Below are 26,283 nucleotides of genomic sequence, written 5' to 3'. Positions count from 1 at the left end.
TTTTTACTCATGAAACTCCTATCCAAAATCCCGCTCACCCTCGGCATCGGGCTGCTTACCGCCAGCGCCCTGCCCGCCGCTCCCAAACGGCCGAACATCCTCTTCGTCATGTCTGATGACCACACCTCCCAATCCATCGGAGCATACGGAGGTAGACTGGCAGTTTTAAACCCGACCCCAACCATAGACTCCATCGCCAAAGAAGGGATTCTGATGGAAAATGCTTTCTGCCAAAACGCGATTTGCACCCCGAGCCGCGCCTCCATCATGACGGGTCAAAGCAGCGCCGTGAACGGCTGCCCCACCCTCGGCGATCCACTTCCCAAGGAAAAACAATACCTTGCCCTGGAGCTGGACAAAGCCGGCTACGATACAGCCATCGTCGGCAAGTGGCACCTGGACGCACTTCCCGAGGCGTTTCATTATTACAAGGTGCTCCCCGGCCAGGGCAAATACCACAACCCCATTTTTCTCGAAAAAGGCCAGACCGGCACCCAGCCGTATCGATCCGGGGGACAAACGATCACCCTCCAAAGCGCGGTCAAAATGGAAGGACATTCGTCCGATTGTATTGCGGATTCCGCATTGGAATGGTTCGAAACGAAACGTAATCCGGAAAAGCCGTTTTACCTGAGCCTCCATTTCAAAGCGCCTCACGACATGTTTGAGTATGCGCCTCGCTACGAAGAATACCTCGCGGATGTCACTATCCCGGAGCCAGCAAACATGCGGCAGCGTGGTGAACACTCCGGTTCGCTCGCCACACGCGGCGCGAATGACGAGCTGATCCCCTACATCGGCACATCCATCGGCCTGCGCAATCCCCGCCGCAACTACACAAACAGTGGCGCATGGGCAAAAGACCTCGATCTCACAAAAAGCGAAGCGGAAATCCAAGGCGATGCCTATCAGGGCTACCTCAAGGCCTACCTCCGCTGTGTCAAAGGCGTGGACGATAATCTCAAGCGCGTCATCGATTATCTCAAAGCGGAAGGGCTCTATGACAACACCATCATCATCTACACCGGTGACCAGGGATTCTATCTCGGGGAACACGACTTCATGGACAAGCGTTGGCCCTATGAGGAATCCATGCGTATGCCCTTCATCGTCCGCTACCCGGAGACGATTAAGCCCGGCAAGATCGATGCCATCGTAGAGAATATCGATTACGCTCCGACAATCCTTGATTTCGCAGGCGTGAAAACACCTTCCTACATGCAGGGAAAAAGCTTCAAGAGCATCCTGGAAACCGGTGCCGAGCCACAGGATTGGAAAAAAGCGGCCTACTATCACTACTGGATGCACATGGCCTCCCATGACAATCCGGCATGCATCGCCATCCGCACGAAGCAATACAAACTCATCCAGTATTATGGAGCTCCAATCAATAGCGATCAGGCGGAAACCCCACCCGCATGGGAGCTTTACGATCTCAAAAAGGACCCGACTGAAGATAACAACGTTTATGATAATCCCGAATACGCCGGTGTGATTGAAGAACTCAAACAGGAACTCAAAAACCGCCGCGCCGAGCTGGGCGAAGACGATCCGAAATTCGCCTTCAACAAAGTGATTGATGAATTCTGGAACTACGGCCCCGAGAAACGCGCCCGGGCGATCGAAATTTCACACGAATACCTTCAATCCAAGACGAAGGCACGAAAACAGGAAAACTCCCCCAAAAAGCAGAACGGGAAAGCCGGAAAAAAGGCAAAGGCCAACGCGAAGTAACCCCGAAAGGCATCTCCGGGTCTCATCATGAATTTTTCAAAAACGCTTCCCGCCCTCTACGTTCTCTCCGCGATCTGCGCCACCTCGGTGGCAGCGGCCGAGAAATCCCTCGTGGATTATTTCCTACCGATGGAACCGCAGGCCCCTCTTGTATCAGAAGGCATTTGGGGCGATCCGAATGTCCTGCCACGCGATATCAAGAACGGGCTTGAGGACCCGGAAATGACTCGGTTCTGTTACTGGGACGGAGGCGTGGTGAAAGATGATGATGGCCGTTTTCATCTCTATGCCAGCCGCTGGGATCAATCGCTTTCCCATAGTGAAGGCTGGCACCTCGGATCAAAGGGCATCCATGCCGTCAGCAATGATATCATGGGGCCATACGTGGATGAAGGTCTCGCCTATCCCCAGTGGCGGGAAGGAATGGGCCACAATGTCATGGGGCTCCGCATGCACGACGGACGCTATGCAATCGTCACCAGCGAAATTACCCATGGCGAAGTCTTTGTCTCGGACTCCCCCGACGGACCGTTCGAGCTTCTCGGGCAAATAAAATGGGATGCCAACGGCTTCGATCCGGGACTTGCCCGCTACAATCAGAACGGACGCATGTCCAATGTGAAGATTCTGCTGCGGCCGGATGGAAAATACATGATCATCGCCCGCTCCACGGCCCCGATGCTCAGCGAGGATGGAATTCTCGGGCCCTACAAAATCATGGGAGACAGGGTTTATCGGAATTATCCCGAGCTTCCTCAGGAAAAAAACGAAGACCCGACCGTCTGGTATAGCGGCGGGCTCTACCACATCGTTTACAACCACTGGCCATCGAAAACCTCCCACCACTTCACCTCAGAGGACGGGATCAACGACTGGAAGTATCGCGGGATCGCCTTCAAAAAAGATGAGACCAAAATTTTCAGATACAAGGATGGCACGATCAATGACTGGACGTATGTCGAGCGCCCGACAGCGGTTGTCGAGGACGGCCATGTCTCACACTTTCTCTTTTCCGTGATTGATGTCGGAAAAGGCCAGGACCGCGCCAATGACAGACACGGCAGCAAGATCGTAGTCGTCCCTTTCGATGGGGTCGCCTTTGACCGGGACATGCAAAGCAGAATCTCCCGGGAATCCACGAATCAGTAAAAACGCTACCTCCACGCCATTACCACTCATGAAAAAAACAATCCTCCCGCAGTCAATTCTCGCGGCAATTTTCCTCACAGCTTCGCTTCACGCGGCAGAGCAGCCAAACATCGTTTACATCCTCGCGGATGACCTCGGGCCCGGCGATGTCCGCGCCTACAACAAGGATGGAAAAATTCCTACGCCCCACCTTGACCAGCTTGCTGCGGAAGGCATGAAATTTATGGATCCCCACACCGGATCCTCCGTTTGCACACCCACCCGCTACGGGATTTTAACGGGGCGCTACTCATGGCGCACGGCCAAGAAAGAGGGCGTCCTCGGGGGACTGAGCCCACACATGATCGATCCGGAACGCGAGACTGTTGCCAGTTTCCTCAAAAAACAAGGCTATCAAACCGCGTGTATCGGAAAATGGCATCTCGGCATGGACTGGAAAAAAAATGAAGGTGGAAAAGGTAAGAAGGCAGCATTTGATATGTCCGCACCCATCGAAAATGGTCCGCTGGATGTCGGTTTTGACTATTATTTCGGGATCGCCGGATCGCTGAACATGGAGCCACATGCCTTCATTGACGGTCGCCGGATTCAGGGAACCCTGGAATTTCTTCCCAATGCGGAGGCAGTTAGGGAGCGGGGCTTCATCGGTGCGAATCCAGGCTGGTCTTCCAAAGAATTTGTCCAAGACCAGGTGCTCCCCACATTTACCGCAAAAACCTGTGATTGGATCCGAGCCCACGCGGAGAAGCCATTTTTCGTCTACATGCCTTTGAACTCGCCCCATTCTCCTATCGTTCCCAGCAAGGATTTCGCCGGCAAAAGTGGTCTAAATGACCATGGCGACTTCGTGATGGAGACGGATTGGGCTGTCGGGGAGGTAATGAAAACCCTGGAGGAACTCAACATTGCGGACAACACCATCGTGATTTTCACAGCGGACAACGGCACCTCGCCAAAAGCAGGAGTGAAGACGATGCAGGAAAAGGGTCACTTCACCAGTTGGATTTACCGCGGTCTCAAAGGCACCACATGGGAAGGCGGCCACCGCGTTCCATTCATTGTTCGCTGGCCGGCGGGTCTCAAGGCGGGAACTTCCTCCGATCAACCAATCTGCACGACTGACCTCTTCGCCACCTGTGCGGATATACTCGGGAAAAAACTGCCGGACAATATTGCAGAAGACAGCGTGAGCTTTCTCCCGGCGCTGAAGCAGGAGCCTATCCCCGGTGTGCAAAACCGTCTCATCGTCCACCATTCCGATAAGGGTGTCTTCGCGGTCCGTCGCGGAAAATGGAAGCTGATGCTGGATGACAAAGGCGGCTCCCCCCGCGGCAACCCGAAGGACAAGCCTATCGTCAATCCGGACAGCGTGCTGCTTTTCGATATGGAAACCGACGCGGTGGAATCGACGAATCTCTCCAAAACCCATCCGGAAATCGTGGAATCCCTGAAGAAACAACTTACGGAAATCATCACAGCCGGACGTAGCACCCCCGGAGAGCCACAGAAGCTCGAAGGAAAAGCCTGGTGGCCGCAGATGACATGGCTGCCGAATCCAGATGGCAGCTCCAAGCAGGAAACGGGTAAAAAGAAGAAGGCCGGAAAATCCAAAAAAGATAAGAACGCGGAATAGATTCCCAGCACCTTTTTTTCAAAGTCACAAGCTCTGCCGCGCTGGTTTATCCGGCGCGGCTTTTTTGTCGCACCGTCCCTCCCTCTAACCATCTAACAAGATTTCTCCTTGTCATATCAATCTACCCCACGTTTGATTTAATCTGTTCAGATGATCACAAAATTGTATTCAGCAGCGTTGAGAGGTGTAGATGCCATAGAGGTGGAAGTGGAAGTCAACGCTCGCGGTTCGGAAACTCCCGGAGTCATTATTGTAGGACTGCCGGACGCAGCTGTGCGGGAGAGCTCGCAACGGGTTACCTCGGCAATCATCGCATCCGCGCTGGATTTGGATCTGGGGATCAAGACAGTAAACCTGGCTCCGGCCGATTTGAAGAAGGAAGGCCCTTCCTTCGATCTGCCAATCGCTCTGGCAATGGTCGGGGCGAGTGGCACCAAGATCCTCGAAACCGATCAGTTCTGTATCGTCGGCGAGCTGGGGCTGGATGGAATGGTCCGGCCGGTGAAAGGTGTTTTATCTATCGCACTTGAAGCGCGCGCACGTGGTAGGAAACAGATTCTCGTGCCCTCGGCAAATGCCCCGGAGGCGGCGGTGATCGAAGGCATTGATATCATTCCAGTAAAGAACCTCAAACAGGCGTGGGACTTCATATCCGGAGAAAAGAGCATTGCTCCCTTCACGCTGGATCGGAGGGCGTTTTTCGAAAGCCACAGGACCTATCAGGTCGATTTCAACGAGGTCAAAGGCCAGCAGCACGTGAAGCGCGCTCTGGAAGTATCTGCCGCGGGCGGTCATAATTTACTGATGGTCGGGCCACCGGGAACCGGGAAGTCGATGTTGGCTAAGCGCATCCCCACCATCATGCCGGACATGACCGAGGAGGAAGCGATCGAAACCACAAAAATCCATTCCATCAGCGGAATGCTCGACACAAAAAATTCTTTTCTCACCGTTCGTCCCTACCGTGCTCCCCATCATACCATTTCCGATGCGGGCTTGCTTGGTGGTGGCACAAATCCGGGCCCCGGAGAAGTCTCTCTGGCCCATCATGGAGTGCTTTTTCTCGATGAGCTTCCGGAGTTCCGCAGGCAGACGCTGGAGGTCTTGCGCCAACCTCTTGAAGACCGGCATGTGACCATAAGCCGTGCGGCGGGATCTCTGACTTTCCCCTCAAGCTTCATGCTTGTAACAGCGATGAATCCCTGTCCATGCGGTTTCTATGGAGATCCGAAAAGGCAATGCAGATGCTCCGTGCGGCAGATTGAAAACTACCGGCAGAAAATCAGCGGACCGCTCCTCGATCGCATCGACATCCACGTCGAGGTGCCTTTGGTAGATTTCAAAGAGCTCGCCTGCGAGGAAGTCACGGGGGAATCCTCCGCCACGATCCGCGGGAGAGTCTCCGCAGCCCGCGAAATCCAGGTCGGGCGCTTCAGGAAGGAGAAGATTTCCACTAATTCCGCAATGGGAGCGAAGCAGGTCCGGGAATGTTGTCAGCTCGATTCCGAGAGCCGTGCCTATCTTGAACATGCAATGGAGCAGATGAATTTTTCCGCCCGTGCGCACGACCGCATTCTAAAAGTTTCTCGCACGCTTGCAGACCTTGCGGGGAAGCAGAACATCACAGGAAACGAAGTTCTGGAAGCGATTCAGTTCCGATCCCTCGACAGGAGACTGTTCGAGTGAAAGCTAGGGTAACTATCAATTCAGCAGCCCCATATTCCACTTTGGAAATGGATCGGGGAAACTTTTCGTCCAAAGCTCTGAAGGTGAGTTGAACTCCTCGGGAGTTAGTAGGGCAGAGTCTAACATCGCCATGAGTTTCTCGCGATTCATCCCGATTCCGATAAGCACTATTTCCTGGCGGCAATCTCCGTTCGGTTCCTCCCAAACGGAATCGATATGGCGGTGATCCTCCGGCCACTGCTTTTTCGAAACCGCTGACCAGAAATGGCCCGCACATTGATGCTTGCCGATGGCTCCAGCCTGAGACCAGAAGCCGGCGAATTTCAGGCGGGTCGCGAGCCAGAAGATACCTTTTGAGCGAATCACTCCCGGCCATTCCTGGGCAAAAAGATCGAAAATACGTTGGGGGTGGAAGGGGATGCGACTGCGGTAAACAAAGTTCGAGATCCCGTATTCTTCTGTTTCGGGTGTGTGCTCGACCAGCGAATCGAGCCAACCTTCGTGTTGCTCGGAAAGCTTCTGATCGTAGAGCCTTGTCCCCATGACTTTGGAAAGAGGGATTTCAGAATCAACAGTATCGTAGATTTCCGCCTGCGGATTCAGTGCGCGTATCATTCCATGTAGGGTGTGTTTTTCCTCTTCGGAAACGAGATCCGTTTTATTGAGTAGAATCACGTTGGCAAAATCGATCTGATCGTTGAGAAGATCCACAATGGTGCGTTCGTCCTCTTCACCCATCTCTTCACCTCTATCCTTGAGTTTGTCGATCGCTGTAAAATCGCGGAGGAAATTGAAAGCATCAACTACGGTGACCATGGTATCAATTTCCGCAATGTCGCCTAGGGATTTTCCGGACTCGTCGGTAAAAGTGAAAGTCTCGGCAACCGGCATTGGCTCGGAGACACCGGTTGACTCGATGACGAGGTGATCGAAGCGCCCTTCGCTGGCCAGCCGACCTACCTCCAACAGAAGATCCTCCCGCAGGGTGCAGCAGATGCAGCCGTTGGACATCTCGACCATTTTATCCTCGGTGCGGGAGAGTTCAGCATCGCCGTTGCGGACGAGGTCGGCGTCGATGTTCACCTCGGACATGTCATTGACGATGACGGCGACACGCTTTCCTTCGCGGTTGCGGAGAATGTGGTTGAGCAGAGTTGTTTTTCCCGCTCCGAGGAAGCCGGAGAGGACGGTGACAGGCAATTTCGTGGCAGTGGAGTTCATAAGATCACAGGGATGGGATTGGATTCAGGGCAAACGGATTTTGCGGGCGGTTCGGGCGGCGGACTCGGAACCTGCCGTAGCAATAAGTGTTTGAACACGGTGAGATGGGGATACCCGACGAGCATCCCGGTGGTGAGTGCGGTGTGGATTCCACCAGCGCTCTTCGCACTGGATGTCGCGAACCGGGGTATTTTAACGAACTCAACGTTGTGGCCTTGCGCTGTTCATGGCATGTGGCACTCGGCGCCGAGGATACGTTTGGCGGAGGAAATGATTTCCTGCGGATGGAGATCGGAGCCAATCAGGATGGCGGAGCTTGGGACGCGGGGGCTGATAGGGACTTCGAGCGGGTCTGCCATAAGTTCCGTGCCGACTCTCTCAAACAGGCGCCGTATGTCCGGTTCGTTCTGTATGGAAACCAGTGCTTTTGCGCGGATGACATTTTTCGGCAGCGCCGCGAGCCAGGCCCAAAGATCATCCCTGCGAACTTTTTCCGGCAAGAGGATCTGGCATCCGGTAAACTGGTGGACGAGGTGGCCGTGACGTTTGGCTTTTAGCTCAAACAGCGAATCATTAATCTTTGAATTCTTTGGCGGGCTTGTCCATGCGAGGCGATGCGAGAGCTTGGATAGGGCACTGGCAAGCAGGCCGGGCGTGGTTTCACTGGCTCCCGGATTGATTGCGCGGATTTTCGAGTAGAGGATGTTTCTCTCCACTGGAGAGATCTCATCGGTATGACTTAGGAAAAAGTGGCTGGCGGTCTCTAGCTGGAGTTCGCAAATGGATCGGTGGTCTCTGGATTGCCCGAAGGTGCGTGCGTCTATCACGCAAACCTGCCATCTGGGTTGGCGGAGGAGTTTTGGTTCCAGTAGAGTGAAGGACTCAAGTAGAGGTAGCGGATCGGCAGTGCCGTTGAGCTCAATGAAAAGGAGATCATTACGCGAAGTGGATGCGGAGACGGAGAGATCAATGAGAAAGTCCAACCCCTCGCAGCAGGCACATGAAGCAGCGATTGCTTCCACGGTGGCGGCGTGATCGCGCAGGGTCTCCGAGTCGAGGTGGGCATTCTCGTAATCGTTGAGGATCACATCGGCGTGGAGCTGGAAATCGGCTGTGCTTTTCAGCAGGGCGCGCAAAAAGGTTGTTTTCCCTGCCCCTAGAAATCCGGTGAGAAGGATGAGGGGCTTACGAGTCCGGAGTTGCGTGATATTTTTTGTAGGTGCGATCATTCGGCGGCTTCTTTCTGTGCTTGGGCGAACCACGCCTTCACTTGATCGAGATATTCCTCTCCATAAGTTTCCTTGAACCGACGGGTGGATGGGATCTCGGGATCCGAGAGCGCGCTATAGCGTTTGTCACAGTAGGCACGGGAAAGAACTATTCCGCAGCGGTCTGTGATCGCGCTATGCCATTCGTAGTAATTTGTAAAAACGTGCATGAGCGTGGTTATTGGCAGAGGGTCTTCTCCAGAAGATCCAGGCACTCGATCCAGAAATTTGCTTCCATTGCATCGTAGCGGATTGTGTCCGGACTGATTTGTGTGGCGTAGAGGATATTGCTAGGCTCTTCGACAAGCTCGGAAAAGAGGCTACCAAGCACGTAGCGCTGGATTTCCGAGAGGTTGGGAAAATCGGGCTCCGTGCCGCTGATCGCATGGTTGCGCAGGGCTTCGAAGACGAGTCTGAGCTCTTCCGGCGAAAGCTTTATCCCCACTCTTTCTGCAGAAATGGAATGATCCCCTATGATTGCAAGCAAGCGTCCTAAGATGCGTGACTTTTCCTGTCTTGGCTCTTCGATAACGGGAGATGCAACTACGGGCACAGAGTCTGGTTCGACCTCCATGGAAATGATTTTCCGCCCCATCTGTGGAATTCGGAAACTGTTCATCCGACGAGGGTTCGATTGAATTTTTTCGCCCGTGAGACGGAAAGCGGGTCGTTCAGCAAGCTTTGAAGCCACGCCATCCCGGCATGGGGCTTGAGCCAGGGTCTTGCTTTGGGCAGAGATTTATACTTTTTGAAACACTTTTTGCGGTAGGTTCTTTCCGTCCTGTTGTGGACGAAGCTTTCGAAGTCCAGCCACCACTCGAGGAAGGGACTTAAAAGATTCATAGATTTTTCCAGGTCGAGAGGTGAGAGGGAATCAGCCTCCCAATCGCCGGGCACCGGTAAATTATTTCCGTGCCAGTGGAAGCATCTCTCGTAAGTGCGGATGTAAATAAAGCCGTCATTTCCATCTGCGTTATACCAACCCGCGCAAGCTCCGTGCAATTCGATGGAACCGTCCTTCCACGGCAAGGAATAACAGCTGGTTCCCTGCAATCCCCTTGATGGGGACTTGGAAAAGCCTTTTTCCAAAAATAAGTTTCCAGACCAGAAGGAAGCATCCATTCCCCAATAGAACATCTGCTGGCGCAAGGCGCTTTCCAGGTCCCGTTTGATCGCGGGATTGATCTCATTTTTGTTCGCTCGCTCCTCAGACACAAACGCACATTACTTGCAATAGGGATTAACGCAAGTAATTTGCACCTTGAGATAAGATTTTGAATCAAAAGACTCGCTGTAACTTCATCTGTCCGAGTCCCAGTCAGTGGGAACATATCGAAAGTAGGGTTTGCAGACGGCTTGATTTGTTTTCCGTCCTTTCAGAAATAGCCAGACGCTACTGAATCCTATCGATTTCCGTGATCCGGCGGGAAGTAGCATTCCTGCTGGCTTTTTCCTCATAGGTGCGGATGCGCATGCCGAGATCTACCATCCCCTCGAGCAGATCGGCTTGGGCATCTTCACTGCCCGTAAAGCTAAAGATCAACTGGTTTCCCTTTATCGTAAGATCGGATACAACTGCCCTTGCACCCAGCCACACGGCAGCTTCTTCCAGACGGCTGAGAAGCGTGACGGTGATGGTCCGCTTATTACTTTCCAACGCTTCGCGAACCTCAGCCAAAGTGCCGAATGTGAGCAGCTTTCCATGTTTCATCACGCACAGCGATGTGCACATATCGGCGATTTCTTCCAAGACACTGGAACTCACGAGAACCGTAATCCCGCTTTGGGCGATTCTGTTCAGCACCAGGCTCATCTCCTCCCTCGCGTGGGCATCAAGTCCGCTGGCAAGTTCATCAAGCATTAGAATCCTTGGATCGCGCAGCAGATTCTCCGCGATCAATACTCTCTGCCATTGGCCTCGTGAAAGTGTGTTGCAGCAAGTTTCACGAAGCTGCGCCAGACCGGTATTTTCCAGGCATGCCGGCACTCTCTCAAGTGGTTCAGATGACTTTTCCGTTACCAATCCGGAAGCACGGGTTTCCAGATATTCCCCGACCTTTAGGTTCGATGGCATAGGCACCAGATCAGGTAAATAAGCGGTTACCCGCACAATCCGTTCGGCATCGCCGAGAATGTCCCCACCATCGATCAGCACCTCGCCCTGCCTGGGCTTCATCAATCCTCCGATCACTTTGAAGATGCTGGTCTTTCCCGCACCATGTGGCCCGAGAAAACCGCAGACCTCCCCCTGGGGAATGCTCAAGGTTAAATCGCTCACTGCCACCAGATCGCCATAATCGACACTCAGCGAACGTATGTCTACGGCTGGTCTGGCGGACTGGTTTTCGGGGAACTCCATCATAATTGAAACTGGCGGGGTCAGTGCTGGAAGTATTTAGCCTCTGCAAGAATGCCATCTATTTCCACAGCAGCCATCTCCTTACTCATTGGAAAAAATTTCGTATCGCGTCCCATCACCACGCTTGAGCAAAGCCAGTCAGATAGATGCAAAGCTTCTGATTCTCCGGGGATGAATGTGCGATCGAATTCCAAGACTGACTAACGGTTATTCGCCTAACATCGGAACAGACCGATTTTGTTTGGTAAACATAATAATCGTGGGGGACCGCTAAATGCGATACTTTCCAACGTTCATTAATACCGAATCCAGCACGGGCGGCACATCACAAATTCTATCTATCAGCTGATCCCAATACCCCTGGCCGGAGAGTATCTGAACCTCAATTCTCAAAAAATATATTGGCACATTGATTTCGGTAGGCCTGGGGAAACGCACGGCGTCCTTTTCCGTGGTGACAATGATTTCCATATCCCGCTCTACGCAACGCTGCATAAAATCATCAACATCGCGGCGATTGAACCGATGATGATCTGAGAAACGCCGTTTGATTTCCACTCTTGCGCCTAACTTCACCAGCGAGCGCTCGAAACTCTCCGGCACAGCAATAGCGCTAATCGCACCAACCCATTTACCTTCAAGAAACTCCAATGACTCTCTCTCCCGGGTATATAGATTTTCCAAGTGAATCGGGCCATGGGCGCACTCGATGATATCGGCCGTCGGATTGTATTTCCGAATGCGGGTGATCAGTTCCGCATTCGAGCTACCATCACATTTGGTGATCAAGATGTAACTGGCCCGGCGCAAATTTTTTGGCGGTTCCCGCAAGGTCCCGCGCGGCAGCAAACTTTCGGTTCCGAAGGGAGAGCGTGAATCGACGAGCACGACATCCAGGGAATGTGCCAGGTAAAAATTCTGCATCCCATCATCCAGCATCAGCGTATCCGCACCCAATTCTCCTATGGCAAAGCGAGCTCCCTTTGCCCGATCCTTGTCAACGATCACCGCGACTCCGTCCAAATTCTTCGCAAGCATAAAAGGCTCGTCACCCGCAAACTTGGAGTCCAGCAAGAGCGCACTACCCGTGGAAACAACTTTTGGCATACGTTCCGCGGGAATCGGCCTTCCGGCGGAATCATTCCATTTCTGCCGCTGGTCGAGTTTCTTGCTTTTATAACCTCGCGATAGAATCGCCACCTTCCGACCACGGTCACGGAGTGACTTGGCCAACAGCTCCACCACGGGTGTCTTTCCTGTTCCGCCCACCGTGAGGTTCCCGATGGAGATCACTTGTGTTCCCAAATATTCCTGAGGCTTGATCCCCCAGCGGAAGAGCGCGATGCGCAACTGAACAAGAGCACGGAAAATACCGGAAAGCCCCCACATCAGCGCACGCATCAAGCTGGCACGAAAGCCCTTGGCCCGGCCAAAAATGACATCCGCCCCCCACTGCTCCAGCTCATCTATCCTTTCCTTCATGGATCTCTTGCGCAGACAAGCTGGGGATTAACGAGCTTACAGACAAGCCCCCCTTTTGCTCATCTCACCAGAATAGGAAGCCCCGCCTGGACTTTCGTTCATACTTCCCGTCTCCGATGGAAAGCACCTCAAGACGGGTGCGCGTCAGTCCATCCTCGTAAAAACCCAGTTTCTTTGCAGCCCGGGGCGTAAGATCGAGATGCCGTCCGGCGATAAAGGGCCCACGGTCATTGATTCTGATCTTAAGCGATTTCCCGTTTTCGAGATTGGTTACCTTTACCAACGCAGGCAGAGGCAGAGTTTTATGTGCACCAGTCAAATGCCATCTCTGAACCTTCTCCCCCAAAGAGGTATTCCCTCTTTTCAGGCCGAAGAAGCTGGACTCATCATACCAGGAGCATTCACCTGTCTCAGTGTAACCGAGCGCTTCATCCACGCTCAGAGGATGATATGTCTGGCCTCTTACCGTATATGAACGGGTCATATATCCAGAATAGCCACCGGGACGCGATGAGCAGGAAACACCCGTCAAAACCATCATCAGCAACACCGCCATTGTAGGTAGCCGCAGGCTGCCATTTCCCCGGTCCACCCCTATCATTTCCACAAGCATTCTCAGGCTTTCCGCTCACGAATTACTTGTAACGTAGTGGCCACCTTGTCTCTCAGCTCCTTGCCTGGCTTGAACTTTACAGCAGCACGGGCGGGAATATGCACATCTTTACTGGGAAACAGAGGATTCCGGCCGACTTTTGCCTTCGTCTCCTTCACGTGGAATGCGCCGAAGTTCCTCATTACCACATCATCACCTTGGGCAAGACTTTCTGTAATTTCATCGATTAGCGATTGAACCACTTCTTGCACGTGCTGCTGTGTGATATCCACACCTTTAACTCCCAGTTGATCGGTAATCCGGATGACTAGCTCGCGTTTTGTGATGGTTGCCATGATTAATTTCTAAAAAGTTAATTTTGCAAAAAAGGGCTTTTAAATACCGCGCCTTGCTTAGTTTTCCCAAAAAAAACCATAGTATTCACTCAATATACAAGACAAATCCACAGCCTAAGGAGACGAAAGAATTAAACAGCTCAATAAATCCCAAGCATCCCAATGATTCCATAACGATATATGTTTTTATTGTTTGCGTCTGGCGACCGAAGCACATCTTACAACGGTTGTGAATATGGCGGATCCAGGGGTGAACGAGCCGCGGCGAAAAGCGTATTTAACGGCATGCCTTTATTCATGTGGCCCATAGAGATAATCGGCCTTTATTTTTCGTTTCTATAACTATTTTATTTCTTCATTCCCACGCTATTTGGCTCCGGCAGGTCTATGATCGGAGAAATCTTTACGGAGATATCTGACCATCTTCGCTAGACGATCGCTGTTTCTGAAAATTTCATTAAGAGTTCTGAAGCATTGACTGAATTTGATCGCTTTGCTATCCCCTCTTTTATTGAACCCCTCGGATTCCATTACATTTTTGTGCCCGTCTTGCAGCACGCACCTGACGATCCCCGCTGAACTTGCGGGCATCACGGGTCCCTGCCCATATTGCCAGGTGCTGATCCAAGCTCCCTATCCAGCTGCCCCGCCGCAGGCTCCCCTCCAGGACAGTCGGCCTCCTGCGGATCACCACCAGCCAAATGCCCCTCAGGGATCCCATCCACTTCCGCCTGATCAAAGCACAAGACAGACCTTACCCGTCTCCGATTCCTACGAGCCACAGCAGCCCCAAGTGCCCCCCACAGTTCTCCGGCCGGAGCCTCGTCAGCTACCCAATCGGGCAGAACCCCCGAGCACGCCGCCGAGAGTCCGCGCCGAACCATCCGGTCATATACCTGTCCGCACGGAAAACGGCTCCGCCCCTCCGATTCGACGCCGTCGCAGCCGGCTCTTGCGCCTGATGGTGCCCGCCCTATTTCTCGCTCTGAGTCTGGGAGTCGTTCTTGGGATGAAAGCCTTCCTCCAACGTGAGCCGGATACTTCCACAAGACATTCCAACCAACCTTCTGAAACCGCTACCCCTCCCAAAGACGAGGGCGACACTTTCGAGAGTTTAACGGGCGATCCGGAAAATACCGCTTTACCTACCGAAGCTCCGGTGATGCCAGCCATCGCAGAACCAAATTCAGAAACGCCACCTGAACAGGAGGCAAAAGCCGTTGACGGAGGAATTGCCGCAAACGCTTTACTGGAAAAATTCCTGTCAATGGATTCGCTGGAAGAAAGAATGCCACATCTGGAGACAAGGAGAGATGAAAGTGAGCTCATCGATTCCCCTCTCAACAGCAGTCTTCCAGAGATTGAGAAGATCACCGTCGATGTCCGGGAAACGAACTCCATCGAGCAGGTAATCGATTATTACTACTTGGTCGACTTTGCCACAGAGTCGGGAACTCCCAATCTCCAAACGATGCTTGTGCGCACCCGCGGCACCGGGCCACCAAAGGTCGTGGTGGATCCTTTCCTTGATTTATACGGCGGACGTTTCGCAAATTTCGCCGCCAGCCCGGGCAAAGACGCCGGCACGTTTCAAGTAATCATCTCCGCGGGGGCCTTCTGCTATGACGATGTCCCGAACCCCGAGAAGAAGTTCACTTTGAAAATTCTCGCACGGGAAGATGCGAAAGAAATAGCCAAAGCGTATTTTGGGAAAAAATCGAAAATCGGTTATATGTTGGAGGATGAAACCTCTGGCCTAGCCTACGGCCAGCCGAAGCCTTGCACCGTTTTTATGAGATGGAACACCGAGGAGGATCCAGAAAAACCATTTCTGGAAGCACTGGATATCAAGGCTTTGAATTGGAATCCTTGATCGCCTCCCAGCCGCCAAACAGCACTTTGACCTCCGGCCCAAATTGTAGGCTGCGGATTCTGTCAGCAATCTGGCGGCTCGTGCCACACGCTTCACTTCCGCAGTAAACCACGACCTGCCTTGCATCGATAAGATGCATCGCCGCTTCCGCTTCGAAGGCATTGGAATCTTCATTTGGATCGAGATTCCATAAAATCGATCCATCCAAACCATTTTTCTCCCATTCGGAGCGCGATCTGGCATCGATCCAAAGCGCATCCTTCTCCACATCGGCCAGGCAAATTTCATCGGGCCGCAAAGTCGATGGATCACAGAAAATGACACGAGACTCGGGTGGCCCCTTTATCAAAAAAGTCGTTCCTGCGGCAGCACACGCGAGCACTCCAATGATTGCCAACTGCGTCAAGGTCTTCATTTTTTCAATGGTGCCCGGATTACGGCAAATGCCTGCTGAACACGCTGCTTTTTCACATCCGTATCGGTTTCTATGCGAACGATGGTTAGGCTGGGAGAGGATGTTGTCTTAGGAGTCACCTCGATTTTGTAGCTTTTTCCTTCTTCTACGACGACCAGCTTAGACTCAAAATCTGTATTACTCGTGGAAACCGATAGAACCTTGATCGGTTTTTCATAGTCCATCGTCACTTCGATGGATTTCGGCTGTGCCGGATCGCCGACTTCCCACTTAAGCGTTTTCGGCTCAAGATTAATCATCACAGGCACATGGACCCGGAGCATCACCTGGGCGGATGGCTTTTCTTCGCTATCTCCCTCCAGCCAGATGAGAATAGGTTTATTGACTTCCCCCTGGAAGCTGCCGACTTCAAAAGTGGCGCGCAATACACCGGATTCACCGGGCTTGTAGATCAGTTTTCCACCGGCAACCTGAACCGAAAGACATGAACATCCGGCATCGGCGTTCACGATTTTGATATCCTCGGATCCGCTATTGGTGAACTTGAAGTCACTGGTGACAACGCTCGCATCGACTGCGGCGTCCACTTCAATAAGCTCACTCTCGAATTTAAGGCCTGCGGCACTGAGGAAAGTTGTCAGTGCCAACCATATCGTGAAAAAACATTTCATGCGTCAATATGATACCCGAACCTACTGTGGCGCAAGTGCGACTGCGATGATTAAACACCCTCCGCGCCACTCTGGCCCCAAGACATACAAGGGCTGCCCCGGACGTAATTTTGCATCGGTCTTGAGGATTTTTTTCCGGCTCACCCATAATTCCAGATCGAGAATGTACTCATCATCCTTGGGCTGCGTTCTTGTCTCAAAACGAACCAGAATCTCATCAGAAGGCTTGAGCGGCTGCGCCCAGTTTTCGTATGTTCTCAGGATTGGCTGGGTTTCCGCGCCAAGTACCCTGTAATGCGTGAAGTCCAGGCGACTCTCACTCCGCAATCTATCGGCAGTTTTTTCCGAGATTTCCTGCGCACGTGTCCCGGCAGCTCCTGGATCGCCGTTGGTCGCATAATAAACCGTCACCTCCAAGCTCCCGACAGCTTCTCTACCGGGATCCTTCTGGGCAGGCAAATCAGCCGTCATGAGACCCATCACCACACAGATCCACAGCCAAAAGTTACGCGGGAAACGGAGATTCATTGATTTTCAAAGGTTTTCTGAAAGTTATCATGAGTCGCTGTCCGGTCTGCTTCCCGGATCGTAGGCACATAAACCGTTTCGGAAAAATCCGTGGAATCAGGAATAGCAGTGACACCTTCCAGCACTATTACCGCAGCTCCAGCTTGATTACTGGCAAACCAATGTGCATTAACGCCTTCCTCGGGAGTGTATACCATCGGGGATGAGACCTGGGATGCAGGTGCCTGGGCTACAGAAGCCGAGGTCCCATCACTGGTTTTCCGTCCGATGCCAAAGGCAAATACCATCCCTGCGCAAGCGGCAGCGGGCATGAGCCAAGACTTCCAAAAAGCGCGCTTCTCCGATGGACGGGCCAAAGAGACCGCCTTTTGTTCCTCAAGCTGAAGGTCACGAATCCCCTGATTCACTCTACTGAGGAAAAAGTCCGGGAATGGCGGCTCTTCACTGGCGGGAATATTCCCTGCCATCATTTCACGATAAGCTCGGAGCTCCTCGCGGGCAGCCAGCTGATCAGGATGATCTTGTGCCCAGAGGTTCATCTCCGCGAGCTCCGGACCCTGGAGTTCATCATCCAGCCAGAGAGCTAATGTAGTTTCATCGGGATTCATATTCATCTTTCAGGAGGGTTTGGAGTTTTTGACGGGCGTAGAAGAGGCGGCTCATTACGGTGCCAAGGGTGCAATCCATGACTTCGGCAATTTCCTTGTAGGATAAGCCCTGCACGTCTTTCAAAACAACCACTTCCCGGTGTTCTTCGCTCAATTTGCCGAGAGCGGTCTCTATTTTTTCGCGTAACTCGGTATTCGAGAGTGCATCATCCGGCGATTCCACATGAGCCGGCGCGGTTTTTGCGGAGAGATCGATTTTATCGCGGTCGAAAATTTCGTCATTGAGCTCGCCGGCGCTCTCCATTTTCCGCTTTCGGACCCAGTCGTATACCACGTTGTGAGAGATCCGGAACAACCAGGTGGAAAAACGCGCCCGTGCCTCAAAGCGTGGAAGAGCCTTCCAAGCCTTGATGAACACATCCTGGGACAGGTCCCAGGCATCGGCATCGTTTTTAACCATATTGCGAATCATTGCGTAAATTTTTCCTCGATGGCGAATGATGAGCTCATCATAAGCACTCATGTCGCCTTTCTGGGCAAGAGCTACCAAACGCAGATCCTCTGCGGGATCTATCGCCTGTGAATCCGTTTCCGCGGATCCTGCAGGATCTTGCACTGGATAGGACGGAGCACCGCGGGGTTTATTCATGGGAAAAAGAAGAAATGATCAGGCAATAATGCCTGACGGGACTTTGTATCGGGAAGCTTGGGCGTGCAATGTCAGAATCCTCATTCCCACAGCAGGCTCATTGTTTACTTTTTTCTTTCTTACATTTAGCATCACGCGGAAATGGAGGCTGCGATCAAAGAAAGGCTGGATGATTTCATCAGGCGGAAGGGCCTTCGGCGGACTGTGCAACGGGATCAGATCGCCGAGGTTGTGTTTTCACGCGATGAACATTTTACCGCCGAAGAACTATTCGACCGAGTAAGAAAGGTGGACGGAGAGACCTCCCGGGCGACAGTTTACCGCACGCTTTCGCTCTTGGTCGAAGCGGATTTACTGCGGCAAATCGATCTTGGAGAAAACCAGGTCACCTACGATCCCAACTTCCTCGATAAACCATCCCACAATCATCTCGTCTGCATTGATTGCAGCAAGATCATTGAATTCGAGGACGGGAACGTTGATATCCAGACAGATTGCGTTACCCGCCGCCTTGGATTCCGAACGGTCCGGCAATCGATAAAGATCGAAGCTAGCTGTGAACAGCTCCGGCTTAATGGACGCTGCCCGAATCTTATCGCAACACGTTTGTCCGGCAAACGCCTCCGCAAGAAACGCTGATGAGCTTTCTCAAACCGCGCTTCGAGCGCAGCGCTCTGGACGCAGCCCCGAAGTTCCGAAATGCGCTCGGAGAATGGTTCGACCGTGTGGGAAAGGATTTCCCGTGGCGCCGGACCTCCGAGCCATATCCTGTGCTCGTATCCGAGATGATGCTCCAGCAAACCCAGGTCGCCACAGTTTTGGGAAAAGGCTTTTATACACGTTTTCTTGAGAAATTTCCGGATATCGAATCGCTGGCTATTGCTGACGACCAGAGTTTGCTAAAAGCCTGGGAAGGTCTCGGCTACTACCGGAGAGCCCGCATGCTCAGGGACACCGCCCGGGCTATCGCGGGAAAACATGGGGGAACTTTTCCGGGCGATGAATCTACTCTTCTATCCCTTCCGGGAATAGGCCCCTACACAGCATCCGCATTGAGAGCCTTCGCTTTCAACCAACCTTCGGCTCTCGTCGATGGCAATGTTTCAAGAATTCTCGCCCGTCTGATGGACGACGAAACCCCTATTGATTCGACTCCGGGAATCCGGAAGCACCGCGAATGGGCCCGCACACTTTGCGATCCCGAGAGACCGGCGAGACATCACCACGCCATGATGGAACTCGGCCAAAACATATGCCGCCCGGGCGTTCCTCACTGCGAAGCGTGTCCGGTTAGCCCATGGTGCAAAACAGTCGTCCCGGAAAATCTCCCCCTAAAGAAACCTCGGGCAAAACTTACCGATATTTCCGAATACGCTGTCTGGCTTCTGGACGAGGAGCGCGGAATATTACTCCACCAGGAAAATGGCAGCCGCCGCAATGGCCTATGGAAACTTCCACTGCGCAGCCCGGCGGAATGCGCCAGTCTGGAATTGGCATATCAGAGCACCTATCCGATCACCCGCTACCGGGTAACGCTACGGGTCTATCACGGAAACCGGAGCACGGATCAAATACACGAGGGAGATGAATGGATCTCCCCGCACCGGCTGGCAGAGCTTCCTCTGGCAGCGCCATTTCGCAAAGCCGTCGAACATTTGTTTCTTAATTCATGAAATCATGTGACGCGAGGCACCGGCTGTGCTTTTCTGTGTGCGGATGGATAGACTTTTCATAAAATTATTTGCCGTAGTTCTAGGAACGATATCCATGGCTTGTTCACCATTGGCGTCCCCACCGGCAGCGGACACTACCATTCCCGGGGAAGTCGCCAGCCAGATAGTCCGCGAGAGGCTATCAGCAGTCGTCGTGACACGCCGCAACGAACTGGGCAGCTGGGTCAATCAGCGTTTCTCCATGGAGAACGCCCCCAAGGACGCGGATGGAGGCTCAGCCGCTCCCATTACCGAGGATGGTTATTTCCTGACTGCTGATCATGTTCTGGCACGCGCTTCCGGGCGCAATGTATTCATTATCTATGGTAACGGTGGGCGCATTACCACCAGCAAGGCGCGCATCGTATGGAGATCCTACCATGATGATCTTGCCATCCTCCACATTCCGGTAAAAACAACCTATTTCTATAAGTGGACGCCACCCCATCAGTGGCTCTCACCCGGTCGCGGCATCATTCATGGTGGCATGGCCACTGGTTTCAAATCTTCCCCGGGGAGGCTCCGTTCCGCACTACCTCCAGAAAATAGCTTCACCGGAAACCGTAGTTTCAAAATCGATATTCCTCTCCAGCCCGGTGATAGCGGCGGCCCTGTCGTGGATGCTTTTGGCAACCTGGTCGGGATAAACTCCGCCGTTGAGTTTTTGGTGCCGCTGGAAACAGCCATTTTCATCGATTCCGAAGGAAATCGCCCGAATACTAAAAAAATTGCGGGCATCATTCAGAAGGATAGAAATAATAATTACAGAAACTGATTTCCCACAGTGAAGCGCATCCTTCGCAATACCCTCTCTGCATCCGCGATATTGCTTATTGCCGCAGCCTGCCAGCCCGACAAAAGCGCGCGGTATCTAAGACAGACGACTTCTGCAGCAAATGACAACATCATGCTCGTGCGGGAGAATCCCCCCACCTTCGGTCAACGCCGTCTCGATGCCTTGGCCAGTTACTACCCGGATCTAGGGGTTTTTCTTGCCCAGCAGGGTCATCCGGATTTTCTCGCAGAGACAAACAAAGGCGAAAACCGTTATCTCATTATTTATTACCTGAACGCCCGCAAGGCGTTTGCCTGCCGCAGTGGAATCGGCAGATCCCATGAGGTGGAATTTTCCGGCCCTTATCCGATCACCGATAACGAGGCAAAAACTTTGGCCAAGCTCCGGGACAAAGCGTCTATTGCCGTCCGGCCGTAAATGGGGAATCGGCTGTGAACAGATGCTCTTACGAATTTATAGCTTGCATCCGCTTTCACGAATCGTAGGTTTTTAGAACCTCGGAACGACATTTCGTTTTCTAGGTTATACTACCGGGCACTTGCCCAAAATACAAACCCATAGATAATACAATATAATGAAAACCAATCCAACCCAAAGACGTGGTTTCACCCTTGTGGAACTCCTCGTCGTTATCGTGATCATTGCCTCACTGGCCGGCTTGACAGCCCCGATGGTCATTCGCCAACGGAAAAAAGCTGATCAAACTGAAGCGACCTCAAACGCACGCCAAATCGGCCTCGCAATGTTCGAGTTCGAGACAGAATACGGCTCGTTTCCGGATGCCGAAACAGCGACTGAAGTAACTGAGAACAATCCGGATGGCACTGTTGATCCAACCACCGAGGACTCCAATGGCTATTTCCGTCAGCTGTTCCGCGCGAACATCACTCAGTCCGAACAGATGTTCTATGCGAAAACCGGCCTCACCAAGAAACCCGATGGAGACATCAACGGTGTGGAAGCACTTGCTGATCGTGAAGTAGGCTTCGGTTACATGCTTAATACTGAGAACGGCTTAAGCACCGCTGGAAACCCTGCCCGCGTTATTGCTATGACGCCTCTCGCCGAAGGCGGAGAAAACTTCAATCCTGATCCCTTCGATAAGAAGGCAGTATTGCTTCGCATCGATAACAGCGTTGCATCTGTAAATATTAACAATGATGGCGAGGCTCTTCTTGGTGGAGGTAAAACTCTCACCCAATCTGGGGCTGACACCATTTGGGGCACCTCCATCACCCCGACAATCGTCGCTCCATCCGAGTAACATTTACTTACAATCTTAGAAAACCCATCCCTCAACCGGGCGATCATTGTGGTCGCCCGGTTTTTTTATTTGCGAAGTTGGATTTCCAAGACGAAAAGCAACTACTAGCCCCTATTCGATGTCAGATCCCCCGAAGTCATCGGCATTCATGCCATATCCCGTAGCCACGCTGAGCCCGCGAATCATTCCTTCCGATCTCAGCTCGTTCAAGTCCCGCGGGATATCCCAGGTTGAGAGAGAGCTTCAACAAAAGCTCTCTGAAATCCGCGAACAATACCTCGCCGCAATTGATCACTTCAATTGGAATAAATTGATTTATGAGGCGGATATCAACTTCGAACCCATCGTAGGGGAAACCTACCATCTTTACGAGGTCCGCGGACGAAACCTTGTTTCCATGATCGATCCCGGACAATGGCATCACAAGCATCTTGCAACGATACGTCTGAACATGGATCGTCAGTGGAAGCTGGTCGAGCTTTCCGCAGCAATCGACTCCATCGAGTTATTCAAAGACACCTCGGCATAAAGCCATACCTGAGTGAAGCTCAAGATTTGCGGACACAAAAAAGCTCCGGAAACTTACGTTTCGGAGCTTTCGAAAGTTTGATTACCAAGCTTTACGCTTAATTTGCAGCGACGACGTTTACCCGGCCGCCTTCGCGATCGAATTTCACTTGGCCATCTGTAAGCGCAAAAAGCGTATGGTCTTTGCCGCAACCTACACCCACACCTGGATGAACCTTGGTGCCACGCTGGCGAATGATGATGTTACCAGCGATTACGGCTTGTCCGCCGAACTTCTTAACGCCAAGGCGCTTGCTGCGTGAGTCACGTCCGTTCTTGACGGATCCTTGTCCTTTTTTATGGGCCATGAGATTTGATCAGTTAATTTTTCGGGAATTAGCCAATGGAGGTGATCTCCAATTTGGTCATATGGCGGCGGAAGCCGATGGTTTTATGGAAGCCCTTGCGGCGCTTGAACTTGAACGCAACACCTTTAGGGCCACGGATTTGATCTACAACTTTAGCGGTCACCGCACCACCTTCGATGAAAGGCGCACCAATGGTGACACTGTCGCCTTCGCCGCGAAGGAGAACTTCGTTGAAAGTGATTTCGGAATCGACTGCTGCGTCGAGTTTCTCAACGTCGAGTGTGTCGCCTTCTTGGACGCGGTATTGTTTACCGCCTGTTTTGATTACTGCGTAGGCCATGGCCGGATAAGGAAAAAAGTTAAGTCCGCTTAGTGGGCGGGCGGGGAAACCAACATGGATCCGGACTGCGTGCAAGTATTTTTTGCCTTTACCCCCAAAGTATTAAAAAAATTCTTTCTCTTTGTGCTGTCTCATGACACGCCCAGTCCCGACGCCGCCTTGCGGATAAAGGCAGCAAGGAACCACCCGGAAAGAAAAAACGGCACTTGGATGAAATTAAAATTAGAATAGTTCTTGATACAAACAAGAATGATTCTAATTTCCCTGAGAGATGACAGCCCAACCCTCCAGCACAAACAGCCTAACTGTCCCCGAGGAGATCAACGGCCTCCGTATGACCCGCCAAAGGCAGGAAGTCTATCGCTTCCTGATGGGCGAGCGCACCCATCCGACTGCAAATGAGGTCTTCATGCGCATCAAGGAGTCTTTACCCACCATTTCATTGGCTACCGTCTACAACTGCCTGGAAGCGCTCGTGCAGCACAAAATCATCCGTCAGGTCAATTTCGACAGAGAACCCTCCCGCTATTGCCCGAATCTGGACGAACACGGACATTTTCACGACGAAACAACCGGCACGATCCATGATGTGAAATTCAAACCGGGAATACAACTGACCGATATCCTCGATCTTCCACCCAATACCGTCATCAAAGACATTGAGATCACCCTCCGCGGCCAGATGAGCTGATCGGCCCTCATTCCACCTTGCCCTTTTACCAGATATTCAATCGACCAAATAATTTTTCTTAATCTCCACTATGAGCCTTAATATCCAAGACCTCCACGCTACTCTCGAGAACGGCACAGAAATCCTCAAGGGTGTAACCCTCGAAATCCCTGCCGGGGAAATTCACGCCATTATGGGCCCTAACGGCTCGGGGAAATCCACGCTTTCCAAGGTGATCGCCGGCCACGAAGGTTACATCCCCACCTCCGGAAGCATCACACTCGACGGTGTGGACATTTCCGACCTATCCATCGACGAGCGCTCCCGCCAGGGCATCTTCCTCGCATTCCAATACCCCAACGAGGTGCCAGGCGTTTCGAACGCAAATTTTATCCGCGCCGCACTGCAGGCCCGCCTTCCCAAAGGAGAGGAAATCGATGCTGTGGCATATTATAAGAATCTCTACGCCCAAATGGACCTTCTTGAGATGGACCGGAAGTTCACTGCACGGGCAGTCAACGAAGGCTTCTCCGGTGGTGAGAAAAAGCGCAATGAAATCCTTCAGATGATCATGTTGGACCCAAGGTATTGTATCCTCGACGAGACAGATTCCGGCCTGGATATCGATGCGCTGAAAATCGTCGCCAAGGGCGTGAATTCAATGCGTTCGGCAGATCGCGGCATGCTCCTCATCACGCACTACCAGCGCCTTCTCGATTATATCAAGCCAGACTACGTGCACGTCATGTCAGAGGGCCGCATCGTCCGCTCCGGCGGCCCGGAACTCGCGCTAGAGCTAGAAAAGGACGGTTACGAATTCCTCAAGGAGGCCGCGACCGCCTAAACGCCCTGTTTTCAGGGACCTGAGAACACCACACCACCTATTTAGTATGTCATTTCAAGAAACAGCTTCCGCCGTCCTCGACGAGGAAACCAAAGATGCGATCGACGTGGATCGCACAAAAGGGGACTTCACCTTCCCCGAACGCCATAAATTTGATGCTGGCTGGGGGCTATCCTCCGCCACAGTGGATTACATCTCCGATGTAAAACAGGATCCGGATTGGGTCCGCGAATTCCGCCACAAGGCGCTCGCAGTTTTTGAGAGTAAACCGATGCCCACGAATTGGGCGACAGAGGATCTCAACAACATCCATTTCGATAAAATTCGTTACTATCTGTCAGACGGTGAAAAACCGAAAAGAACCTGGGATGAAGTTCCTGCCGAGGTTTTGGAGACTTTTGAGCGTCTCGGAATTCCCGAGCAGGAGCGTGCATTCCTCGCCGGTGTGGAAGCCCAATACGATTCCGAAGCCGCCTATTCCAACATGAAGGAGGAGCTTTCAAAGCAAGGTGTCATCTTTGTCACCTCCGCTGAAGGGCTCAAGGAGCATGAGGAAATCTTCCGTCCCTACTTTGGAAAAGTTATCCCTACGGGTGACAACAAATTCTCGGCCCTCAACAGCGCAGTCTTTTCCGGCGGTTCCTTTATTTATATCCCGAAGGGCGTGAAGCTAAAGCAGCCGCTTCAGGCTTATTTCCGCATTAACTCGGAGTCTTTCGGACAGTTCGAGCGCACCTTGATCATTGCAGACGAGGGCTCTGAAGTCATGTATATGGAAGGCTGCACCGCACCAAAGTTTGAGACAGCCACGCTCCACTCCGCAGTTGTGGAACTCGTCGCCCTGAAAGGTGCGAAAATCCAATACGTCACCGTGCAAAACTGGTCTTCCAACGTTTTCAATCTCGTTACAAAGCGCGGCTTGGCCATGGAAGATGCCGAAGTCCGCTGGATCGATTGCAATATCGGCTCCCGCCTGACGATGAAATATCCGGGTGTGATCATGAAAGGCGAGCGCGCTCGCGGAGAGGTTATCTCCATCGCCCTCGCAAACTCGGGTCAACACCAGGATACTGGCGCAAAAATGATCCATGCGGCGGACAACACGACCTCCAATGTGGTTTCAAAATCGATTTCCGTTGGCGAAGGCCGCTCGACCTACCGTGGCCAGGTTCACATTCCAAAGCATCTCAAAGGCTGCAAAAACAACACCGAGTGCGATGCCCTGCTTATCAATAGCAACTCCCGCACAGACACTTACCCGGCCATAACCGTAAAAGGCAATAGGCACGCCACGCAGCACGAAGCCAGCGTCTCACAGGTTTCCGAGGAAATGCTTTTCTACATGCAGCAGCGCGGTCTCGACCAAGGGCAGGCGATGTCACTTGCAGTCAACGGTTTCATCAATGATCTCGTCCGCGAGTTCCCTATGGAATATTCCGTGGAACTGAAGCGCTTGATCGATCTCGAGATGGAAGGCTCCGTCGGCTAATCCGCAAGGTCGCCCTATGGCTGCCGGCTTTTCCACCCCCGATCTTCTCTCACTTTTATTTTCCAAATA

30 protein-coding genes are annotated in these 26,283 nt (G+C 52.5%); 14 read left to right on the top strand and 16 right to left on the bottom strand.

Annotation, left to right across the window (positions count from 1 at the left end; all coding sequences use genetic code 11):
* The first annotated feature begins 9 nt into the window (after nucleotides 1-9).
* The 4 genes from ACFSSA_RS00890 (at nucleotide 10) to ACFSSA_RS00875 (ending at nucleotide 6,202) form a co-directional block, all read left to right on the top strand.
* Nucleotides 10-1,734, top strand: coding sequence for a sulfatase family protein (locus tag ACFSSA_RS00890; RefSeq protein ID WP_386817880.1), 1,725 nt, complete (start codon nucleotides 10-12; stop codon nucleotides 1,732-1,734).
* Between the two features lie 27 nt (nucleotides 1,735-1,761).
* A complete protein-coding gene (locus tag ACFSSA_RS00885) occupies nucleotides 1,762-2,883 on the top strand; it encodes a glycoside hydrolase family protein (RefSeq protein WP_386817879.1) in 1,122 nt (373 codons plus the stop codon).
* 28 nt (nucleotides 2,884-2,911) lie between these two features.
* A complete protein-coding gene (locus ACFSSA_RS00880; protein WP_386817878.1) occupies nucleotides 2,912-4,516 on the top strand; it encodes a sulfatase family protein in 1,605 nt (534 codons plus the stop codon).
* Nucleotides 4,517-4,666: 150 nt separating this feature from the next.
* Nucleotides 4,667-6,202 (top strand): YifB family Mg chelatase-like AAA ATPase, encoded by a 1,536-nt coding sequence (locus ACFSSA_RS00875; RefSeq protein WP_386817877.1) that lies wholly within the window; start codon nucleotides 4,667-4,669, stop codon nucleotides 6,200-6,202.
* 15 nt (nucleotides 6,203-6,217) lie between these two features.
* On the opposite strand, the gene zigA is transcribed toward ACFSSA_RS00875, so the two are convergent.
* The 9 genes from zigA to ACFSSA_RS00830 form a co-directional block, all read right to left on the bottom strand.
* The gene (gene zigA / locus ACFSSA_RS00870; RefSeq protein WP_386817876.1) at nucleotides 6,218-7,423 is read right to left on the bottom strand and encodes a zinc metallochaperone GTPase ZigA; all 1,206 of its coding nucleotides are present in this window, start codon (nucleotides 7,421-7,423) and stop codon (nucleotides 6,218-6,220) included.
* Nucleotides 7,424-7,647: 224 nt separating this feature from the next.
* Entirely contained in the window at nucleotides 7,648-8,652 is a 1,005-nt protein-coding gene (locus ACFSSA_RS00865; RefSeq protein WP_386817875.1) for a CobW family GTP-binding protein, read from the bottom strand.
* The gene (locus ACFSSA_RS00860) at nucleotides 8,649-8,861 is read right to left on the bottom strand and encodes a hypothetical protein (RefSeq protein WP_386817874.1); all 213 of its coding nucleotides are present in this window, start codon (nucleotides 8,859-8,861) and stop codon (nucleotides 8,649-8,651) included. The genes ACFSSA_RS00865 and ACFSSA_RS00860 overlap by 4 nt, the downstream gene beginning before the upstream one ends.
* A gap of 8 nt (nucleotides 8,862-8,869) precedes the next feature.
* Nucleotides 8,870-9,310 carry a hypothetical protein gene (locus tag ACFSSA_RS00855; protein WP_386817873.1) on the bottom strand — a complete coding sequence of 147 codons (441 nt, stop codon included), beginning with the start codon at nucleotides 9,308-9,310 and terminating at the stop codon, nucleotides 8,870-8,872.
* Nucleotides 9,307-9,906, bottom strand: a complete 600-nt coding sequence (locus ACFSSA_RS00850; protein WP_386817872.1) for a hypothetical protein — start codon at nucleotides 9,904-9,906, stop codon at nucleotides 9,307-9,309. Before ACFSSA_RS00850 ends, ACFSSA_RS00855 begins: the two co-directional genes overlap by 4 nt.
* Before the next feature lie 178 nt (nucleotides 9,907-10,084).
* Nucleotides 10,085-11,053, bottom strand: coding sequence for an ABC transporter ATP-binding protein (locus tag ACFSSA_RS00845; protein WP_386817871.1), 969 nt, complete (start codon nucleotides 11,051-11,053; stop codon nucleotides 10,085-10,087).
* A 267-nt stretch (nucleotides 11,054-11,320) separates the two neighbouring features.
* Nucleotides 11,321-12,532 (bottom strand): tetraacyldisaccharide 4'-kinase, encoded by a 1,212-nt coding sequence (gene lpxK, locus ACFSSA_RS00840; protein ID WP_386817870.1) that lies wholly within the window; start codon nucleotides 12,530-12,532, stop codon nucleotides 11,321-11,323.
* Between the two features lie 64 nt (nucleotides 12,533-12,596).
* On the bottom strand, nucleotides 12,597-13,133 hold the full coding sequence (locus tag ACFSSA_RS00835) for a septal ring lytic transglycosylase RlpA family protein (protein ID WP_386817869.1): 537 nt from the start codon (nucleotides 13,131-13,133) through the stop codon (nucleotides 12,597-12,599).
* Nucleotides 13,134-13,147: 14 nt separating this feature from the next.
* Nucleotides 13,148-13,480: an HU family DNA-binding protein gene (locus ACFSSA_RS00830; RefSeq protein ID WP_386817868.1), complete on the bottom strand. Its 333-nt coding sequence runs from the start codon at nucleotides 13,478-13,480 to the stop codon at nucleotides 13,148-13,150.
* 616 nt (nucleotides 13,481-14,096) lie between these two features.
* Here ACFSSA_RS00830 and ACFSSA_RS00825 point away from each other — a divergent pair.
* Nucleotides 14,097-15,353, top strand: coding sequence for a hypothetical protein (locus ACFSSA_RS00825; RefSeq protein ID WP_386817867.1), 1,257 nt, complete (start codon nucleotides 14,097-14,099; stop codon nucleotides 15,351-15,353).
* On the opposite strand, the gene ACFSSA_RS00820 is transcribed toward ACFSSA_RS00825, so the two are convergent.
* The 5 genes from ACFSSA_RS00820 to ACFSSA_RS00800 are packed head-to-tail and all read right to left on the bottom strand — an operon-like array spanning nucleotide 15,328 to nucleotide 18,224.
* A complete protein-coding gene (locus tag ACFSSA_RS00820; protein WP_386817866.1) occupies nucleotides 15,328-15,768 on the bottom strand; it encodes a rhodanese-like domain-containing protein in 441 nt (146 codons plus the stop codon). The genes ACFSSA_RS00825 and ACFSSA_RS00820 overlap by 26 nt on opposite strands.
* Nucleotides 15,765-16,439, bottom strand: coding sequence for a DUF1573 domain-containing protein (locus ACFSSA_RS00815; RefSeq protein WP_386817865.1), 675 nt, complete (start codon nucleotides 16,437-16,439; stop codon nucleotides 15,765-15,767). The genes ACFSSA_RS00820 and ACFSSA_RS00815 overlap by 4 nt, the downstream gene beginning before the upstream one ends.
* Nucleotides 16,440-16,460: 21 nt before the next feature.
* Nucleotides 16,461-16,967, bottom strand: coding sequence for a hypothetical protein (locus ACFSSA_RS00810; protein WP_386817864.1), 507 nt, complete (start codon nucleotides 16,965-16,967; stop codon nucleotides 16,461-16,463).
* On the bottom strand, nucleotides 16,964-17,575 hold the full coding sequence (locus ACFSSA_RS00805) for an anti-sigma factor (protein ID WP_386817863.1): 612 nt from the start codon (nucleotides 17,573-17,575) through the stop codon (nucleotides 16,964-16,966). The genes ACFSSA_RS00810 and ACFSSA_RS00805 overlap by 4 nt, the downstream gene beginning before the upstream one ends.
* Nucleotides 17,562-18,224 (bottom strand): RNA polymerase sigma factor, encoded by a 663-nt coding sequence (locus ACFSSA_RS00800; RefSeq protein ID WP_386817862.1) that lies wholly within the window; start codon nucleotides 18,222-18,224, stop codon nucleotides 17,562-17,564. Before ACFSSA_RS00800 ends, ACFSSA_RS00805 begins: the two co-directional genes overlap by 14 nt.
* A 141-nt stretch (nucleotides 18,225-18,365) precedes the next feature.
* Here ACFSSA_RS00800 and ACFSSA_RS00795 point away from each other — a divergent pair, with 141 nt between their 5' ends.
* The 6 genes from ACFSSA_RS00795 to ACFSSA_RS00770 all read left to right on the top strand — a co-directional run bounded on the left by ACFSSA_RS00795 (nucleotide 18,366) and on the right by ACFSSA_RS00770 (nucleotide 22,525).
* Nucleotides 18,366-18,863 (top strand): Fur family transcriptional regulator, encoded by a 498-nt coding sequence (locus tag ACFSSA_RS00795; RefSeq protein ID WP_386817861.1) that lies wholly within the window; start codon nucleotides 18,366-18,368, stop codon nucleotides 18,861-18,863.
* The gene (locus ACFSSA_RS00790) at nucleotides 18,863-19,897 is read left to right on the top strand and encodes an A/G-specific adenine glycosylase (RefSeq protein WP_386817860.1); all 1,035 of its coding nucleotides are present in this window, start codon (nucleotides 18,863-18,865) and stop codon (nucleotides 19,895-19,897) included. The genes ACFSSA_RS00795 and ACFSSA_RS00790 overlap by 1 nt, the downstream gene beginning before the upstream one ends.
* Nucleotides 19,898-19,991: 94 nt before the next feature.
* Nucleotides 19,992-20,711, top strand: coding sequence for a S1 family peptidase (locus ACFSSA_RS00785; protein WP_386817859.1), 720 nt, complete (start codon nucleotides 19,992-19,994; stop codon nucleotides 20,709-20,711).
* Nucleotides 20,712-20,720: 9 nt separating this feature from the next.
* Nucleotides 20,721-21,149, top strand: a complete 429-nt coding sequence (locus ACFSSA_RS00780) for a hypothetical protein (protein ID WP_386817858.1) — start codon at nucleotides 20,721-20,723, stop codon at nucleotides 21,147-21,149.
* A gap of 157 nt (nucleotides 21,150-21,306) precedes the next feature.
* On the top strand, nucleotides 21,307-21,996 hold the full coding sequence (locus ACFSSA_RS00775; protein ID WP_386817857.1) for a type II secretion system protein: 690 nt from the start codon (nucleotides 21,307-21,309) through the stop codon (nucleotides 21,994-21,996).
* Nucleotides 21,997-22,114: 118 nt separating this feature from the next.
* Nucleotides 22,115-22,525 (top strand): DUF2452 domain-containing protein, encoded by a 411-nt coding sequence (locus tag ACFSSA_RS00770; protein ID WP_386817856.1) that lies wholly within the window; start codon nucleotides 22,115-22,117, stop codon nucleotides 22,523-22,525.
* A gap of 97 nt (nucleotides 22,526-22,622) precedes the next feature.
* On the opposite strand, the gene rpmA is transcribed toward ACFSSA_RS00770, so the two are convergent.
* On the bottom strand, nucleotides 22,623-22,871 hold the full coding sequence (gene rpmA, locus ACFSSA_RS00765) for a 50S ribosomal protein L27 (RefSeq protein ID WP_386817855.1): 249 nt from the start codon (nucleotides 22,869-22,871) through the stop codon (nucleotides 22,623-22,625).
* 28 nt (nucleotides 22,872-22,899) lie between these two features.
* Nucleotides 22,900-23,211, bottom strand: a complete 312-nt coding sequence (rplU, locus tag ACFSSA_RS00760; RefSeq protein WP_386817854.1) for a 50S ribosomal protein L21 — start codon at nucleotides 23,209-23,211, stop codon at nucleotides 22,900-22,902.
* 271 nt (nucleotides 23,212-23,482) lie between these two features.
* Between rplU and ACFSSA_RS00755 the strand changes: the two genes are divergently transcribed.
* From ACFSSA_RS00755 to sufB, 3 genes are all read left to right on the top strand, one after another.
* Nucleotides 23,483-23,902: a Fur family transcriptional regulator gene (locus tag ACFSSA_RS00755; RefSeq protein ID WP_386817853.1), complete on the top strand. Its 420-nt coding sequence runs from the start codon at nucleotides 23,483-23,485 to the stop codon at nucleotides 23,900-23,902.
* A 70-nt stretch (nucleotides 23,903-23,972) separates the two neighbouring features.
* Nucleotides 23,973-24,725 (top strand): Fe-S cluster assembly ATPase SufC, encoded by a 753-nt coding sequence (gene sufC / locus ACFSSA_RS00750; RefSeq protein ID WP_386817852.1) that lies wholly within the window; start codon nucleotides 23,973-23,975, stop codon nucleotides 24,723-24,725.
* A 46-nt stretch (nucleotides 24,726-24,771) separates the two neighbouring features.
* The gene (sufB, locus tag ACFSSA_RS00745) at nucleotides 24,772-26,214 is read left to right on the top strand and encodes a Fe-S cluster assembly protein SufB (RefSeq protein WP_386817851.1); all 1,443 of its coding nucleotides are present in this window, start codon (nucleotides 24,772-24,774) and stop codon (nucleotides 26,212-26,214) included.
* Nucleotides 26,215-26,283: the final 69 nt, after the last annotated feature.

The organism is Luteolibacter algae, from assembly GCF_042683045.1.
In the GTDB taxonomy this organism is placed as follows: Bacteria; Verrucomicrobiota; Verrucomicrobiia; order Verrucomicrobiales; family Akkermansiaceae; genus Luteolibacter; species Luteolibacter algae.
This window is presented reverse-complemented; position numbering and strand designations above follow the sequence as displayed.

Excerpts from the sequence above, each read along its gene's own strand:
- ACFSSA_RS00890 (WP_386817880.1), top strand. The coding sequence starts at position 10 with ATGAAACTCCTATCCAAAATCCCGCTCACCCTCGGCATCGGGCTGCTT.
- ACFSSA_RS00885 (WP_386817879.1), top strand. The coding sequence starts at position 1,762 with ATGAATTTTTCAAAAACGCTTCCCGCCCTCTACGTTCTCTCCGCGATC.
- ACFSSA_RS00880 (WP_386817878.1), top strand. The coding sequence starts at position 2,912 with ATGAAAAAAACAATCCTCCCGCAGTCAATTCTCGCGGCAATTTTCCTC.
- ACFSSA_RS00875 (WP_386817877.1), top strand. The coding sequence starts at position 4,667 with ATGATCACAAAATTGTATTCAGCAGCGTTGAGAGGTGTAGATGCCATA.
- zigA (WP_386817876.1), bottom strand. The coding sequence starts at position 7,423 with ATGAACTCCACTGCCACGAAATTGCCTGTCACCGTCCTCTCCGGCTTC.
- ACFSSA_RS00865 (WP_386817875.1), bottom strand. The coding sequence starts at position 8,652 with ATGATCGCACCTACAAAAAATATCACGCAACTCCGGACTCGTAAGCCC.
- ACFSSA_RS00860 (WP_386817874.1), bottom strand. The coding sequence starts at position 8,861 with ATGCACGTTTTTACAAATTACTACGAATGGCATAGCGCGATCACAGAC.
- ACFSSA_RS00855 (WP_386817873.1), bottom strand. The coding sequence starts at position 9,310 with ATGAACAGTTTCCGAATTCCACAGATGGGGCGGAAAATCATTTCCATG.
- ACFSSA_RS00845 (WP_386817871.1), bottom strand. The coding sequence starts at position 11,053 with ATGATGGAGTTCCCCGAAAACCAGTCCGCCAGACCAGCCGTAGACATA.
- lpxK (WP_386817870.1), bottom strand. The coding sequence starts at position 12,532 with ATGAAGGAAAGGATAGATGAGCTGGAGCAGTGGGGGGCGGATGTCATT.
- ACFSSA_RS00835 (WP_386817869.1), bottom strand. The coding sequence starts at position 13,133 with ATGATAGGGGTGGACCGGGGAAATGGCAGCCTGCGGCTACCTACAATG.
- ACFSSA_RS00830 (WP_386817868.1), bottom strand. The coding sequence starts at position 13,480 with ATGGCAACCATCACAAAACGCGAGCTAGTCATCCGGATTACCGATCAA.
- ACFSSA_RS00820 (WP_386817866.1), bottom strand. The coding sequence starts at position 15,768 with ATGAAGACCTTGACGCAGTTGGCAATCATTGGAGTGCTCGCGTGTGCT.
- ACFSSA_RS00815 (WP_386817865.1), bottom strand. The coding sequence starts at position 16,439 with ATGAAATGTTTTTTCACGATATGGTTGGCACTGACAACTTTCCTCAGT.
- ACFSSA_RS00810 (WP_386817864.1), bottom strand. The coding sequence starts at position 16,967 with ATGAATCTCCGTTTCCCGCGTAACTTTTGGCTGTGGATCTGTGTGGTG.
- ACFSSA_RS00805 (WP_386817863.1), bottom strand. The coding sequence starts at position 17,575 with ATGAATCCCGATGAAACTACATTAGCTCTCTGGCTGGATGATGAACTC.
- ACFSSA_RS00800 (WP_386817862.1), bottom strand. The coding sequence starts at position 18,224 with ATGAATAAACCCCGCGGTGCTCCGTCCTATCCAGTGCAAGATCCTGCA.
- ACFSSA_RS00795 (WP_386817861.1), top strand. The coding sequence starts at position 18,366 with ATGGAGGCTGCGATCAAAGAAAGGCTGGATGATTTCATCAGGCGGAAG.
- ACFSSA_RS00790 (WP_386817860.1), top strand. The coding sequence starts at position 18,863 with ATGAGCTTTCTCAAACCGCGCTTCGAGCGCAGCGCTCTGGACGCAGCC.
- ACFSSA_RS00785 (WP_386817859.1), top strand. The coding sequence starts at position 19,992 with ATGGCTTGTTCACCATTGGCGTCCCCACCGGCAGCGGACACTACCATT.
- ACFSSA_RS00775 (WP_386817857.1), top strand. The coding sequence starts at position 21,307 with ATGAAAACCAATCCAACCCAAAGACGTGGTTTCACCCTTGTGGAACTC.
- ACFSSA_RS00770 (WP_386817856.1), top strand. The coding sequence starts at position 22,115 with ATGTCAGATCCCCCGAAGTCATCGGCATTCATGCCATATCCCGTAGCC.
- rpmA (WP_386817855.1), bottom strand. The coding sequence starts at position 22,871 with ATGGCCCATAAAAAAGGACAAGGATCCGTCAAGAACGGACGTGACTCA.
- rplU (WP_386817854.1), bottom strand. The coding sequence starts at position 23,211 with ATGGCCTACGCAGTAATCAAAACAGGCGGTAAACAATACCGCGTCCAA.
- ACFSSA_RS00755 (WP_386817853.1), top strand. The coding sequence starts at position 23,483 with ATGACAGCCCAACCCTCCAGCACAAACAGCCTAACTGTCCCCGAGGAG.
- sufC (WP_386817852.1), top strand. The coding sequence starts at position 23,973 with ATGAGCCTTAATATCCAAGACCTCCACGCTACTCTCGAGAACGGCACA.
- sufB (WP_386817851.1), top strand. The coding sequence starts at position 24,772 with ATGTCATTTCAAGAAACAGCTTCCGCCGTCCTCGACGAGGAAACCAAA.